This window comes from Laspinema palackyanum D2c, assembly GCF_025370875.1.
Classification (GTDB): domain Bacteria; phylum Cyanobacteriota; class Cyanobacteriia; order Cyanobacteriales; family Laspinemataceae; genus Laspinema; species Laspinema palackyanum.
Genome location: NZ_JAMXFD010000020.1, coordinates 52,174 through 65,965 on the forward strand (window position 1 = coordinate 52,174; position 13,792 = coordinate 65,965).

Sequence of the window (13,792 nt, forward strand, 5' to 3'; positions counted from 1 at the left end):
CCCCAATCTGTTCCCCCTGGTGGTTCCACAAGCGCACGGTGTTGTCCGAACTGCCACTGACAATGGTCTGACCATCCACGCTGATGGCTACAGCGTTGACCGAACCCTGATGGCCGCGCAGTTCCCCAATCTGTTCCCCCTGGTGGTTCCACAAGCGCACGGTGTTGTCCGAACTGCCACTGACAATGGTCTGACCATCCGCGCTGATGGCTACGGCAAAGACCCAACTCTGATGGCCGTAGCGATTTTGTTCTAGAGTGGTTTGAATGCTAGTGAGCAAGCTCGCTTCCACCACACTCATCACTCGCCGCAATTTGTCTTGACTCTCTCCCGTCGCCTGAATGGCCAGGACTAACCCATCTAACGGTTGGGTACTGGTGAGCAAATTTTGGGCCTGAGCGGCTTTTGCCCGCAAATTGGCAATGGTGGCTTGGCGTTGGGCATTTAGCCAGAGTCCGGTGACTAGGGTTAAGACGGCGAGGACGGCACTAATACTGACAATGCGGGTGGTGCGGCGCTGGCGGATGCTTTTTCTCACAAACTCTCGCGCCAATGCGGACAGGGGAAAGGTATCGCCATGTTTTCGCTCAAATACCTCGACCTCAACTAAATCTGCTCCCCTGAGCAATCCTTCGCGGCGTTTGCCTTTGTCTTCCCAGTCTCGGGCTTTGGCTTGGATTTCGTCTCGTTGCCGCTTCACTTCGGGGTTTTCGTTGACCCACTGTTCTAATTGCTCCCAGTTACTGATTAGGGATTCGTGGGCGACATCCACTACGGTGATTTTATCCTCTGGGTTCCCTCTGGCTTGGAGTTCGCTGGTGACGACTAACCGCGCTGTTTCTAATTTGTCTAGGACGGTTTCCACCTGTTTGGGGGAGGGGGGTAAGTCGGTTAACTGGGTTTTGCGGACTTGTCGGGCGGTGGGTTTGGTGTTTTCTAGGAGTTGGGTGAGTTCGAGAAATATACTCCGGGCTATGGTCTGTTGTTCTGGGGAAAGAGTCTGATAAACTTTATTGGCTCGATTTTGTAGCGCTTTTTGGACGCCGCCCATGTCTTGATAGGTTTGGACGGTCAACCGTTGGCTGCGTCGGTCCCAGAGTTGTTGGAGGATGTCTTGCAATAAGGGCAAACTGCCGGGGGATTTCTGAACATCTGCAACCATCAGGTTTTCCAGGTCTGGGGGGATGTTCCAGTTGACTTTTTTGGCGGGTTTGCCGATCGCCTCTCGTAACTCCGCCTCCTTCATTTCGGTGACGATCGCCTGATGGGTTTCGATGAGTTTCGCCAGTTGGGGATATTCCGCACATTTGCCCAAAAAATCCGCCCGCATGGTGATGATGACGCGCAGGGGTGAGGTTGCCGATCTCCCCCAATCCCCCTTGTCACGAAGTGAGTCAGAGTCAGTCGCCCCTAACAAACAGTCAAAAAACTGCGATCGCTTTGCCGGATCTTGACATTGGGTAAACACTTGCTCGAACTGATCCACGACGAACACGCAAGGGGCATTTGCTGGGGAAATCAGCCGGTGTAAGCCTTTCGCACCTTTGGCGAGTTCCTGGGTGGCTTGTTCTGAGGTGCAGAGGTTCTCGTCCACCAAGACTTGCGCTAAACTGGCGAGGGGGTCGTCTCCGGGTTTGAATGGAGTACAGATTTTCCAGGTTTTGCTCTCGGAAAGGGTGCTGCCTTGCTTTAAGTCCGGGATTAAACCAGCTCTCACAAGGGAGGATTTTCCACTGCCGGAAATGCCCAAAACTGCCAGAAATTGGCTGTCTCGCAGGCGATAAACTAAGGTTTGGGTCAGTTTGTCCCGGCCAAAGAAATATTTGGCATCCCGTTCTTGAAAGGCTTCTAATCCTTTGTAGGGACATTCATCCTGGAGAATTTCCTCTGGCAGTTCGACTCCCGGATCTCTCAGGACGATTTCGCCCCAGTTATGACAAATGGGGGTTTGGTTGCGGGTTTGTAAGGCAGTTTCGATCGCTTTTGATAAGGTGACGTTGCTGATAATCCCCTCTTGCTGCAACCCTTGCAATAGCGCTTCGGTGAGGACGCTATGTTCTCCGGTTGTGGGTTCGTAAGCGGGCTCAAATTCTCGACAAGCGGCGATAAAACAGCGGGAGATGGTTTCCCCATCCCCCGGATCGGCTTCGTCAAAGTTGAGCAGTTCTCCAGCGTGACAGCAGTCTAATATCACAATCTGCTGTTTGACGCGACTTTTTTCTAAAATCTCGCGCAATTCTTTGAGGGGAAATCCCCAGGATTCTTTGCTATCCACGCGACTGGTGGCTAAAAAACCCTTGGTGAGGTTGCCTTTGACTTTTCGCAATCCGTGACCCGCAAAAAACAGCAGGGCGGTTTCGGGAATGCTGACATTGGCATCGAGGGCGAAGAGGTTGGTAATGGCGTTTTCTAATTCGTGGGTGAGTAACTGTTTCTCGGGATGGACGCGCCATGCTTCTTGAGTGGAGGCGGCGGGTAATCCAGTGACCTCGAATCCGAGTTCTATCAGTTTTTGGGCGACTGCATTCGCGTCGTTGGCTGGGGTCCGCAATTCATGCAGAACCAGATAATCATTAATCCCGACTACCAATGCTTGCCGCTTTTTCATTGGCCCACCATCCGCTAGAATTATTGGTATCTGAATTATAATACCCCAAATCTATGGAAACTTCGGTTGACAAAACTTTACTGGCTTTTTTGCTGGCCCTGTACCGGCTGGACGACGAACTGACGATGGCGGAAGTTGTGGATTTGCAAAATAATGTGGGGACTCTCTTGGAACTTCGTCCAGACAAGGAGAAGGCCATTATCGAGGAAGTTAACACAATTTTGGAGAAAAATCCCGGCTTAAATCAACTCTATCAAGAAGCGATGACAAAAGTTGCGTCTCTGGAGGAAGGGCAGTTATATCAATGGTTGCCGCCGAAAAATTTGCTCCAGCAGCAACTCGGCATCCGGGAGATTGACCGAGGTTATCTACCCCAAGGGAAGCCGAATCAACGGACGAGTGAAGTGGTGAATTTGAGTCGGATGGTGATGACGCGCGATCGCCCGGATAAAAGTGTTAAAAAAATTGAGGGTTTGGAGGAGTATTGGGAGTTACCGCAAGCACCGATATTTTAGGACAATCCTGCTGATTGCCTCCAGGAAATTCAATGACAAAGTTGTATGAATGATATCATTTATCCCACAGTTGATTTATTTATCTATGATTTGCGGGATGGATTAGGCGATAATCCTGAGAAAGTGCAAGAAAATTGGGATAATTTTAAACAAAAATTACCGGAAACTCTGCATAACCGGCTCAAGTTTGATTCTGGGTTTGAATCGGAGTATGAAGAACTTTTACCGAAAAAGAACGAATTTTACCAATTCAGCAATCAGGGTTACGAAGGGTTTTATTACCCAGTGCGGATGAGCGATATGTATGGGCTGTTGCTGGATTGTTCGGTGTCGGATGAATTGACTCCGCAACCGGCAAAATGTATTAAACAAATTAAGGGGGAAATAAAGCGTCGTCTGGGCGAAAGTTCGGCGACGTTAGGTCAAAGTTGGTTGATTTATGGGCAGTTACCTCACCCGGGTCAAAATCCGGAAGATGTGGCTCAAATTTGTTATAAGGCGTTGTTTCCTTGGGCGAATTGGCAGGAGAATTTTCGGGGTCAAGGTCACCTGTTGGGGGGGACTGTGTTTGAACTGGATTGTTTTAAGCTATTGCTGCAAGAAACGGACAATCAATCCGAGGATTCTGTGGCATCTAAGTCCCGGGTTTTTGATAGTCATCATGTAATCATTGTTCTGTATCCGACGGCTAATGCAGCTAAAGCAGGGGCGGAGTTATATTCTGATTGGATGCGGTTATTTGCTTATCGCGCTAAAATTCTTTGGGCTTATGGACAGACCCGGGAACTGAAACAAAGGCTGAAGCAACGTTATATCACAATTCAAGATTGTTTGCAACAAATTTACGGGAACCAGTATCAGAATTTACCTTTAAATAAACTGAAAGATATTCTCAATCAAGCTCGTCACATTGTCTCGGATTACACGATTGATGTGGATGATTTTGGGTATCAATTGCGGACGATCGCCATTAATCTGGACAACTACAAAAAACGCCTCGAAATCATTGCTGAAAAATTAACATCTGAGGAGTTTTCGGCGGTTGGTACTCAACTCACAGATATCGCATTTTTAGCGAATTTTAGCAATCTGGTTACGGATAAATATTTACGCCAAGTGGAAAAAGATTATGAAAATTTGAGTCCGGGTTTACAGCGGTTGGAGTTTGCGATCGCCACGATTCGGGGGTTGGTAGAAGTTGATCGCGCAAGGCAAGAACGGCGGTTTCAGAATAATATCACAATCTTCGGGTGGGGTTTAGCAGCAGCGGCGATCGCTGCTTCCCTTTCGGCACAGTTTCCCTATGTGATTGTGCCGGTGGAAGTGCTGACGACGGAAACAACCCAGGAGACAAATGCGATCGCCTCGGTGGAACTCAATCCCAGTCTTTCTGCCTCCTGGGATGCGGCATTTCTCTCATTGCTATGTAGTCTCGCTGCCGGGGTGTTGTTTATGGCGATCGCCTGGTTATGGATTAAACGCAAGGAAAAATAACCTCACCTCATCGGCGGTATCCTCAACCCTTTTAACCCTTTCCCCTTCTGGTCCTCACTTAATCCTTTTCCCTGTACCAACACCCCAAAACCCCCTAATCCTCTAGGGTCGATCGCCTCATGCAAGACTTGCCTGCGATTAATCATGGTTCCCAAATCCATGCCTGGGGTGGTGGAGAGTGCCGCAATGCGATCGCCTAACCCCAATGCCATTAAAAACATCGCCTGCTGGGTAAACCCCAATTTCTCCAATCCACAGGACTCCCCTTGTCGTTCCAATGCGGTAAAATCAACATGAGCGGTTATATCCTGTTCTCCAATTAAAATATAAGGATTATCATGATAGCGGTGTTGATAATAACATTGTAATGTTCCTTGATGTCGCATTGGTGTATAATATCCGTGAGCCGGATATCCATAATCAATGGTTAGCACATATCCCTGATTGAGTTTTTCGCTCACTTGTCTCACCCAATCCAATGCCGCCAGATTGACTTCGGTGCGATATCCGTCGGGGTAGGGTTTCCCCGTGATGTCAATGTCAATGAGTTGAAAATATTCGGTAATTTTGGGAGTGGAGAGTTCCCCAGGGATTTCTTGAAAGGGAGATGCTTCGGGAGACTCGGGTATTTTGTCCGAGGTGGTGATATAAATTTCGTGAAGTTTTCCCTCTTCTACCTGGATTTGATGCACCGGGAAGGCATCGATTAATTCATTAGAAAAGAAACATCCGGTGATTGAATCTGCTGCAATTTCCTCCCAAGTTACCCAGCGCAAATTTGCCCCGCCGCTGGAGAGTTTGGAGAATTGCTGCTGTTGTAACTGGCGCATTGCTGGGGATTGTTCGATGATTAGATATTCCGTTGCTGCAAAACAATCTCGATGGTGGCGATAAAGATATTTGATGACATCGGCAGCGATTAATCCTTGTCCCGCACCCATTTCTACGAGGTGAAATGGGGTGGGATGTCCGAGAATTTCCCAGATTTCGATAAATTGGACTGCCAGCATTTCTCCAAAATCTGCGCCTAAGTGGGGGGAAGTCATAAAGTCTCCCTGTGCGCCAATTTTTCCGACATGGGCGGCATAATATCCATGTTGGGGATGGTAGAGGGCTAATTCCATATAGTCGGCAAAGGTGATTTGCCGTTGGGGATGTTGTTGGATTTTTTCTTGGATGATTGGGATTAACAAGTTCGACATATTGAGTTAGTATTTAATAGGAGAGGGGTATTGGTTACCCTATAGGAATTAGGCGGCAGAGCCGCTAAGAATGCGTGTCATGGCTCTGCCGTGACACGAGAGGTGTGTTATTAGTCGGATTTATCCGGCTTGATTCTGTTAGGCGGGGGTTTAAACCCCCGCCGGTTGTTGCTTCAAAACTCAAAACTCATCAACGTTTAATTATCGGTCCACGGAACCCATAATCACATCGATACTGCCGAGAATTGCCACAATATCTGCAACTTTGTTACCGCGTAAAATAGAGGACAAGACTTGCAGATTATTGAAGTCAGCAGCGCGGATTTTCCAGCGCCAGGGGAAGACATTATCATTACCAATCAGATAAATTCCCAGTTCTCCTTTGCCACTTTCCACGCGGAAATAATGCTCTCCAGCGGGAATTTTAAAGGTGGGGGCAATCTTTTTGGCGATGAATTGATAGTCAAATCCGTTCCATTCGGATTTGGGTCCTTCCATCATCCGCTTGGCTTCTAGGTTCTCGTAAGGTCCACCGGGAAGACCCTTCAAGGCTTGGCGGAGGATTTTGACGGATTCGCGCATTTCGGCCATGCGGACGATATATCGGGCTAAACAGTCCCCCTCGGTTGCCCAGCAGACTTCCCAATCAAAGTCGTCATAACATTCGTAATGGTCAACTTTTCTTAAATCCCATTTGACGCCGGATGCTCTTAAGACGGGACCGGAGAGACCCCAGTTGATGGCTTCTTCCCGAGAGATGACGCCGAGGTTTTGAATCCGGCGACGGAAAATGGGGTTGTTGGTGATTAGGCGTTCGTATTCGTCAATGACGGGATCGAAGTAGTCGCAAAAGTCTTCGCATTTATCCACCCAACCGTAGGGGATGTCAGCGGCGACGCCACCGATGCGGAAGTAGTTATTATTGACCATGCGTTGCCCGGTGGCGGCTTCCCAGAGGTCATAAATCATTTCCCGATCGCGGAAAATGTAGAAGAATGGACTCAGTGCTCCGACATCGGCGAGGAAGGGTCCCAACCAGAGTAAGTGGTTAGCAAGACGGTTCAGTTCCAGCATGATCACCCGCAGGTAGCTGGCACGTCGGGGTACTTCAATGTCGGCGAGTTTTTCCGGTGCATTGACGGTTACCGCTTCATTGAACATTCCCTCAGCGTAGTCCCAGCGACTAACGTAGGGAACGAACATGATGTTGGTGCGGTTTTCGGCAATTTTCTCCATGCCTCTATGCAGGTAGCCCAAGACTGGCTCGCAATCGACTACATCCTCGCCGTCAAGGGTGACGATTAGGCGCAGGACCCCGTGCATGGAGGGATGGTGCGGTCCCATGCTGAGAATCATGGGATCGGTTCTAGTTTCTATCCGGGTTGGTGGTGCCATAAATGAGGGTGCTCCTGTTGAGACAGATTTGGGCTGCTGTACCGACGTCAGATAGGGGATTTTCTACAATCTAAAATCGGGACGGGGTACGGCAGTGCTGTTACCAATTGTTGCTTTTTGTTTCATTGCTTTCATCATTATAGGGAGATTGGGTCCGTGGTAAATCAGGGAGTGAGTGTAAATCCGGAGGCAATGGAGGGGTTTGTCCATTTGTCGGTTTTGAGTCAGGAAGTGGTGGAGGGGTTGGCGATTCGTCCGGGGGGGCGTTATTTGGATGCGACGGTGGGTGGGGGAGGTCATTCGCGATTGATTTTGGAGGCGGCCCCTGGGGTGCAGTTGGTGGCGATCGACCGCGATCGCCTCGCCTTGGATGCAGCAGGGAGTCGGTTGGCGGAGTATGGGGATGCGGTGACATTTTGGCAGGGAAATTTTGCGGAGTATCAGCCCCAAGAGATGCGGTTTGATGGGATTGTGGCGGATTTGGGGGTGAGTTCGGCGCAGTTAGATCGCCCGGAACGGGGGTTTAGTTTTCGGTATGAGGCTCCTTTGGATATGAGAATGGATGAACGGCAGGAGTTGAGTGCGGCGGATATTGTGAATTATTGGGATGAGGTGGAGTTGGCAGATATTTTTTATCGCTATGGGGAGGAACGGTTTTCTCGTCGGATTGCACGGCGAATTGTGGAACGGCGTCCGTTGGAAACTACGACTCAGTTGGCGTCGGCAGTGGCTTCTTCGGTGCCGGGGAAGTCCCGTCATGGCAAAATTCATCCGGCTACCCGGGTGTTTCAAGCTTTGCGGATTGCGGTGAATGGGGAACTGGCTGCTTTGGAAACCTTTTTAGAAAAGGCTCCCTTGTGGTTGCATCCGGGGGGACGGCTGGGTATTATTAGCTTTCATAGCCTAGAAGATCGACTGGTTAAGCATCGGATGCGGGATTCACCGCTTCTAAAGGTGCTGACGAAAAAGCCGATCACGCCCGGGGAAGCAGAAATTGCCCACAATTCGCGATCGCGATCGGCAAAGTTGAGATTATTCGAGCGCATTGAGCCGGATCTAACCTAGGAGGTGACACTCTATTGGGTTAATCCTGATGCCAGGGGCTTGGAGGGGCCAGAAAGACTGACCCACTGCCTCACCCCAACACCGTAACGGTCTTTAACAAATCGACCGAACTCAATGGCAGGCTGCTAACAAGCCAGCTCTCTATGTTAAGCTCATTTGAGCGGAGCAAAGCCCGTTAGTGCCTGCCGATCGCCGGGTACTTTTATAAAGAAAGGAATGCCCACCCAAAGCGTGATTTGCCAGTGGTGTTCTCAACCCGTTAGGCACCCGATTGAGATCGGCCCGTCGAAAACAGCCGTACAAGGGCGCAAGTCACACTGAATCCATATAGCCTGTAAGTGGGGTATCGCATGAGTCGGGGAAAAGGGAGCAAGCTGAAACTGATGGTGGTCGATGATGAAATCGACAACCTAGACTTGCTATACCGGACGTTTCGGCGGGACTTTGACGTTTATCGAGCAGATAGTGCGTTTAAAGCTCTGGAGGAGCTGGACGAAAGCGGCGAAATGGCCGTGATTATTTCAGACCAGCGAATGCCAGAAATGAACGGCACGGAGTTTCTCAGTAAAACGGTAGAACGGTTTCCCGATACGATTCGGATTCTACTGACCGGCTACACCGATGTAGAGGACCTGGTAGAGGCGATTAACTCCGGCCAAGTATTCAAGTACATCACAAAACCGTGGAACCCTGAAGAATTAAAGGCAGTGGTTCAGCAAGCGTCGGAAACTTACAAGGTCGTTAAGCAAAGTACGAATATCCTGCGTCGCGCCCTGCGCCGAGAAGCATTATTTAATGCGGTGATGAGTGCGATTCGGGAGTCGTTGGACTATCGCAGTATGTTGCAGACGATTGTGGAAACGGTTGGCGAAAATTTTGAGGCGACTCGTTGCATTCTGCGACCTGTCGAGGGCGATCGCCTCACGCCAGACTCGTTTTCCTATCTGAACCCCGATACAGGCTCCATTGATGTACCCGAGGAGGAGGATTCCCTGATTGCCACCGTCCTGGAAAGCCGTCAGACTCAATTAGTTCAAGGAGACAACAATGGCAAGGATTCCACTCGCTTGGTTGTCCCCCTGAGTTACCAAAAGGATCTGCTCGCGGTGATGTCCGTCTACCAAGATGGCAGCGCTACCAGTTGGTCTCCTGAAGATATCCAATTGATTGAAGGGGTGACCGAACAAGCGGCCCTGGCGCTGTCTCAAGCCAAGCTTTATCAGCGCACGGAGGAGCAAGCCCAGCAAATGATGGCTGAATTAGAGGTGGCTCGTCAAATTCAAACCAATTTGCTTCGGCAAAGTTGGCCGGAATTTGAAACCGCTCGGGTTCAAGCCTCTTGCTATCCAGCTCGCGCCGTCGGTGGTGATTTCTTCGAGGTCTACGTTCATGCTCAAGGTGATATCTGGGTCGCTGTCGGTGATGTGTCCGGTAAAGGGGTCCCCGCTGCGCTGTTTATGGCAAGTGCTATTTCGGTGATGCGGCGTGAATTGGCGCAGGAAACTTCGCCAGAACCCGAAACGGTCATGATGAACCTCAATAGCGCTCTGGCTGATGACCTAATGGGCAACAACTGTTTTATTACAATGGTTGTGGCTCGTTATCGCCCCTCTACCAGAGAGTTGGCTTATGCCAATGCTGGACATATCTATCCCCTCGTCTGGTCTCATCAAATGTTAACGTCTTCTGATGCAGCAACCGTCGAACCCAATTTCCTCAAAGCGCGGGGAATTCCTTTAGGGATTCTTCCAGTCTGGCGAGGAACCGTTGGGAGCATGGAGTTAAATCCAGGGGAAGTTTTTCTGCTAACGAGCGATGGTCTCACGGAGGCCACCATCACCAACCCAGACTCCTCTATCGGACACCATAAGGGGTCGATGTTGGAACAAGAGGGTCTCTGGCACTTGATCGGTCAGGAAAATCATCCCCTCGACCTCAATCACCTATTAGCTCGCGTCCGCGAAATTGCTCAAGAGCAGGAAGATGACCAAACTATACTTTCTCTGGAGGTTCTGTAAGCAATGAGAACTGAGTTGCACGTCCCAAGCGACTTGCGGTTTTTGACAATTGTCGAAAGCTGGCTTTTGGGCTGTCTGGAAATGGAGCTTGGAGATCATATTGAGTGGCCCCGTCAGTCGAATCGCTTACGTTTAGTTCTGGCGGAAGCCTATTCTAATGTGGTGCGTCACGCTCACCGGGATCAACCCAATCTCCCGGTCCTGGTTCGCCTGGAACTTAAGGAACGGGATATCGCCCTGGAAGTTTGGGATCACGGCAAAGGGTACGATTTATCGACCTATATGGCCCCAGTTCCTGAACAAATGCCTGATGGCGGTTATGGATGGTTAATCATGAATCGTCTGATGGATCGCGTTGAGTACAGTCTCCAAATTGATGGTCGTAACTGTCTCAAGTTGGAAGCGAGTATGTCGGAACAAAAAGCGTAAGCGATTACCGGACCTAGTGGAACGGCGATCGCTCTATTTTTGTCTGGGGTTCAGATCGTCCGTTCAAGCAACGAGGATTCTCTCGGAAAGCTACTCTCTAGGCGATCGCCCCTTGACGTTCCCCTCTCGCCTTCCCTCTGAACAAGGGGTGCATTCTATCTTCAAAAAATTAAAGATTCCCTCTCCCCCATCCTCCCCATCTCGATGGCGGTCTCCCCCATCCTCCCCATCCTCCCCATCTCCCCCATCCTCCCCATCCTCCCCATCTCCCCCATCCCCCCTTCCAACTTCCTACCGTCTGAAGTTGACTAATTCTTTCAGCGAGGCTAACAGTTTGACCCGGACGCTGAGAATTTCTGTCTCTGGATTCAGGACAAAAAACCAGGAAACATTCACTTTAAAAACAGTCGTCTCTACCTGTCCGGGAATTTCAAAATAGCGGTTCTCCCCTTCAACCCCCTCTTGAAATTCGGCTCTCGGGTACAGTTTCATTCCTTTGGCTTCGGCTTCTAAATAAGCAGCGATCGCCTCCGGTCCCACCACAGGTTCCTCAAACGGTGGCCGCAATTCCCCCTCTGGTGCAAATAAACAACTGACGGATTCAAACTGCCCTTCATTCAATCCATTAAAATACTGCTGAATTGTTGCAGGAAACTCTTCCTGTCTTCCCCCTTCCGGCATAGAATTGTCCAGGTTGAAGTTAGAATTACTCTCAGTCAGGGTCTCTAAATTTGTCATAATTGTCTCCTAAAATTTTGAATTAAACTAATAACCATTATAATTCTATGTCAACAAATAAAATCTGGCTGGGGAAGAAAACCAAAACTTCCACAAGCCAGATAGGGGTTTGCCTAGGGAGAGGCAAGAACGTTGGAAAAACTTATATCAATCTCAATCGGAGGGTTTTATCTCCTCCTCCAGATCCAGATAAAAACTTACAGAGTTTAAAATTTAAAGAGTCTTCGCCGCCTTGTAGGTTCTGCCACCAACAAGGGGGATTAAGCCAGTCAGCGGATTGTTTTCGCTTGACGCTTTTCCTTCTTGAATCCCATTATGTAACATTTCTTTACAAATAACAACCCTTCGACAATCAGAATTACCAATCATTGTCTTAACCTAGAGTAATGAGACTCCCCAACCCCGGTGACTGTCTTCATTCCAGCGGATTGACTCCCATCCACCTACCCCGAAATCCAGCCATGAACCCCACCCCCACCCAAATCAAAGCCAAAGCCCAAGAATTGGGATTTCATCAAGTCGGTATTGCGGCGATCGACCCTCCAGACCCCGCCCCCATCGCCGCCTTACAACAGTGGTTAGCCCAAGGCTATCAGGCTGAAATGGATTGGATGAACAATCCCAAACGCCAGGATATCCGCCAAGTCATGCCCGATGTCCAATCCGCGATCTGTGTCGCCCTCAACTACTACACCGAACACCAACATTCCCAAGACGCAGGTTATGCCAAAATCTCTCGCTATGGCTGGGGGCGGGACTATCATAAAATCATGCATAAAAAGCTAAAAGCTCTCACTTTATGGCTGCAAGGGCACAATCCAGATATTCAAGCCCGCTATTATGCGGATACCGGCCCTGTACCAGACAAAGTGTTAGCACAACGGGCCGGAATCGGTTGGATTGCTAAAAATGGCAATGTGATTTCTCGACAGTACGGTTCCTGGATCTTTCTCGGGGAAGTTCTCACTAATTTACCTTTACCCCCTGATTCTCGTCATACCTCCCATTGCGGCACTTGTACCCGTTGTATCCAGGCTTGTCCCACCGGGGCGATCGCCAAACCCTTTGTAGTCGATGCCAATCGTTGTATCGCCTATCATACCATCGAAAATCGTTCAGAAACCTTGCCCGAGTCGATCCAACCTCACTTAAGCGGCTGGGTTGCCGGTTGTGATATTTGCCAAGAAGTCTGTCCCTGGAATCAACGCTTTGCTCAACCGACGGATGTTGCTGAGTTTCAACCCTATCCTGAGAATGTTGCACCGACTCTGGCAGAGTTAGCAGATATTTCGGATGAGGAGTGGGACCGGCGTTTTCGGGGGTCAGCGTTGCGTCGGATTAAACCGGCGATGTGGAGGCGGAATGCTGGGGCGAATTTAAAGGGGATTAAGAGGATTTAAGAGGGGAGGGTAACCACTGATTTCCCTGATTTTCACGGAGGGAATTAGGTGCGAAGGGTGTGAATGAGGTGGCGTTTGATTTCTATGAATTCTGGGGTGAGTTTGGTGTCTAAGGTGCGAGAGGGGGGTAGGGAGATGGCTTGTTCTTCTTTTATTTGTCCAGGATTGGCACTCATGATATAAATGCGCTGGGAGAGAAAGATTCCTTCTTCTAAATCATGGGTGATCATGAGGATGGTAGTTTGGGTTTTTTCCCACAGTTGCAAGGTGAATTGTTGCATCTGTTCTTTGGTTTGGGCGTCTAAGGCTCCAAAGGGTTCATCCATCAGTAAGACTTCGGGTTCGTTGGCTAAGGCGCGGGCGATCGCCACTCGTTGTTTCATTCCGCCGGAGAGTTGTTTGGGGTAAGCATGGCTAAATTTGGTTAATCCGACAACTTCTAAGTAATAGTTGATGATTTCTCGTTGTTGCGGTTTGCTCATGCCTTTGAGGGAGAGTCCAAATCCGATGTTATCGGATACGGTTAGCCAGGGAAATAAGGAGTAGTTCTGGAAGATTGTCCCGCGATCGCATCCCGGCCCTAAGACGGGTTCTCCATCCATTAGCACTTGCCCAGATGTGGGGGTTGTCAATCCTGCTATAATACTTAATAAGGTGGATTTTCCACAGCCGGAGGCCCCGACGATACAGACAAATTCATTGGCCTGGAGATACAGGTTAATATTCTCTAGGACCACTAGGCGATCGAAGGTTTTATAGAGTCCTTTGACTTCTAGTTTGAGGGATTCAAGTTCGGGGGCGGCTTGGTTCATTTGATTAATTGCAATCTGGTTATTTTAAATAAAATTTTGGGGCGCGGCGCGATTTTTTTTTGAGGTTGGGGTTGCAAAACGGGCTGTTCATGCTATTATATGAGATAATGAAAGTG

11 protein-coding genes are annotated in these 13,792 nt (G+C 49.4%); 6 read left to right on the forward strand and 5 right to left on the reverse strand.

What is annotated here, in order from left to right:
- Positions 1-2,608: nSTAND1 domain-containing NTPase (locus NG795_RS20185; RefSeq protein WP_367290443.1), on the reverse strand; the 2,608-nt coding region annotated here is incomplete at its 3' end.
- A gap of 53 nt (positions 2,609-2,661) precedes the next feature.
- Between NG795_RS20185 and NG795_RS20190 the strand changes: the two genes are divergently transcribed.
- Positions 2,662-3,123, forward strand: coding sequence for a hypothetical protein (locus tag NG795_RS20190; RefSeq protein ID WP_367290444.1), 462 nt, complete (start codon positions 2,662-2,664; stop codon positions 3,121-3,123).
- Between the two features lie 45 nt (positions 3,124-3,168).
- The gene (locus tag NG795_RS20195) at positions 3,169-4,617 is read left to right on the forward strand and encodes a hypothetical protein (RefSeq protein WP_367290445.1); all 1,449 of its coding nucleotides are present in this window, start codon (positions 3,169-3,171) and stop codon (positions 4,615-4,617) included.
- A 2-nt stretch (positions 4,618-4,619) separates the two neighbouring features.
- Here NG795_RS20195 and NG795_RS20200 read toward each other — a convergent pair whose 3' ends face one another.
- The gene (locus tag NG795_RS20200; protein ID WP_367290446.1) at positions 4,620-5,819 is read right to left on the reverse strand and encodes a class I SAM-dependent methyltransferase; all 1,200 of its coding nucleotides are present in this window, start codon (positions 5,817-5,819) and stop codon (positions 4,620-4,622) included.
- A gap of 201 nt (positions 5,820-6,020) precedes the next feature.
- Positions 6,021-7,214, reverse strand: coding sequence for an NAD(P)H-quinone oxidoreductase subunit H (locus NG795_RS20205; RefSeq protein ID WP_367290447.1), 1,194 nt, complete (start codon positions 7,212-7,214; stop codon positions 6,021-6,023).
- 192 nt (positions 7,215-7,406) lie between these two features.
- Here NG795_RS20205 and rsmH point away from each other — a divergent pair, with 192 nt between their 5' ends.
- From rsmH to NG795_RS20220, 3 genes are all read left to right on the forward strand, one after another.
- Positions 7,407-8,279 carry a 16S rRNA (cytosine(1402)-N(4))-methyltransferase RsmH gene (gene rsmH / locus NG795_RS20210; RefSeq protein WP_367290480.1) on the forward strand — a complete coding sequence of 291 codons (873 nt, stop codon included), beginning with the start codon at positions 7,407-7,409 and terminating at the stop codon, positions 8,277-8,279.
- A gap of 350 nt (positions 8,280-8,629) precedes the next feature.
- Positions 8,630-10,297 carry a SpoIIE family protein phosphatase gene (locus tag NG795_RS20215; protein ID WP_367290448.1) on the forward strand — a complete coding sequence of 556 codons (1,668 nt, stop codon included), beginning with the start codon at positions 8,630-8,632 and terminating at the stop codon, positions 10,295-10,297.
- A 3-nt stretch (positions 10,298-10,300) separates the two neighbouring features.
- Positions 10,301-10,726, forward strand: coding sequence for an ATP-binding protein (locus NG795_RS20220; protein WP_367290449.1), 426 nt, complete (start codon positions 10,301-10,303; stop codon positions 10,724-10,726).
- A 291-nt stretch (positions 10,727-11,017) separates the two neighbouring features.
- Here NG795_RS20220 and NG795_RS20225 read toward each other — a convergent pair whose 3' ends face one another.
- On the reverse strand, positions 11,018-11,464 hold the full coding sequence (locus NG795_RS20225; protein ID WP_367290450.1) for a ketosteroid isomerase family protein: 447 nt from the start codon (positions 11,462-11,464) through the stop codon (positions 11,018-11,020).
- Between the two features lie 461 nt (positions 11,465-11,925).
- On the opposite strand from NG795_RS20225, the gene queG reads away from it, so the two are divergent.
- Complete coding sequence (queG, locus tag NG795_RS20230) at positions 11,926-12,864, forward strand: tRNA epoxyqueuosine(34) reductase QueG (protein ID WP_367290451.1); 939 nt, start codon at positions 11,926-11,928, stop codon at positions 12,862-12,864.
- Positions 12,865-12,908: 44 nt separating this feature from the next.
- Here queG and NG795_RS20235 read toward each other — a convergent pair whose 3' ends face one another.
- A complete protein-coding gene (locus tag NG795_RS20235) occupies positions 12,909-13,676 on the reverse strand; it encodes an ABC transporter ATP-binding protein (RefSeq protein ID WP_367290452.1) in 768 nt (255 codons plus the stop codon).
- Between the last annotated feature and the right edge of the window lie 116 nt (positions 13,677-13,792).

Bases quoted from the DNA above. Each gene is read 5' to 3' on its own strand.
- NG795_RS20200 (WP_367290446.1), bottom strand. From the start codon at position 5,819: ATGTCGAACTTGTTAATCCCAATCATCCAAGAAAAAATCCAACAACAT.
- NG795_RS20225 (WP_367290450.1), bottom strand. From the start codon at position 11,464: ATGACAAATTTAGAGACCCTGACTGAGAGTAATTCTAACTTCAACCTG.
- NG795_RS20215 (WP_367290448.1), top strand. From the start codon at position 8,630: ATGAGTCGGGGAAAAGGGAGCAAGCTGAAACTGATGGTGGTCGATGAT.
- queG (WP_367290451.1), top strand. From the start codon at position 11,926: ATGAACCCCACCCCCACCCAAATCAAAGCCAAAGCCCAAGAATTGGGA.
- NG795_RS20205 (WP_367290447.1), bottom strand. From the start codon at position 7,214: ATGGCACCACCAACCCGGATAGAAACTAGAACCGATCCCATGATTCTC.
- NG795_RS20235 (WP_367290452.1), bottom strand. From the start codon at position 13,676: ATGAACCAAGCCGCCCCCGAACTTGAATCCCTCAAACTAGAAGTCAAA.
- rsmH (WP_367290480.1), top strand. From the start codon at position 7,407: ATGGAGGGGTTTGTCCATTTGTCGGTTTTGAGTCAGGAAGTGGTGGAG.
- NG795_RS20195 (WP_367290445.1), top strand. From the start codon at position 3,169: ATGAATGATATCATTTATCCCACAGTTGATTTATTTATCTATGATTTG.
- NG795_RS20190 (WP_367290444.1), top strand. From the start codon at position 2,662: ATGGAAACTTCGGTTGACAAAACTTTACTGGCTTTTTTGCTGGCCCTG.
- NG795_RS20220 (WP_367290449.1), top strand. From the start codon at position 10,301: ATGAGAACTGAGTTGCACGTCCCAAGCGACTTGCGGTTTTTGACAATT.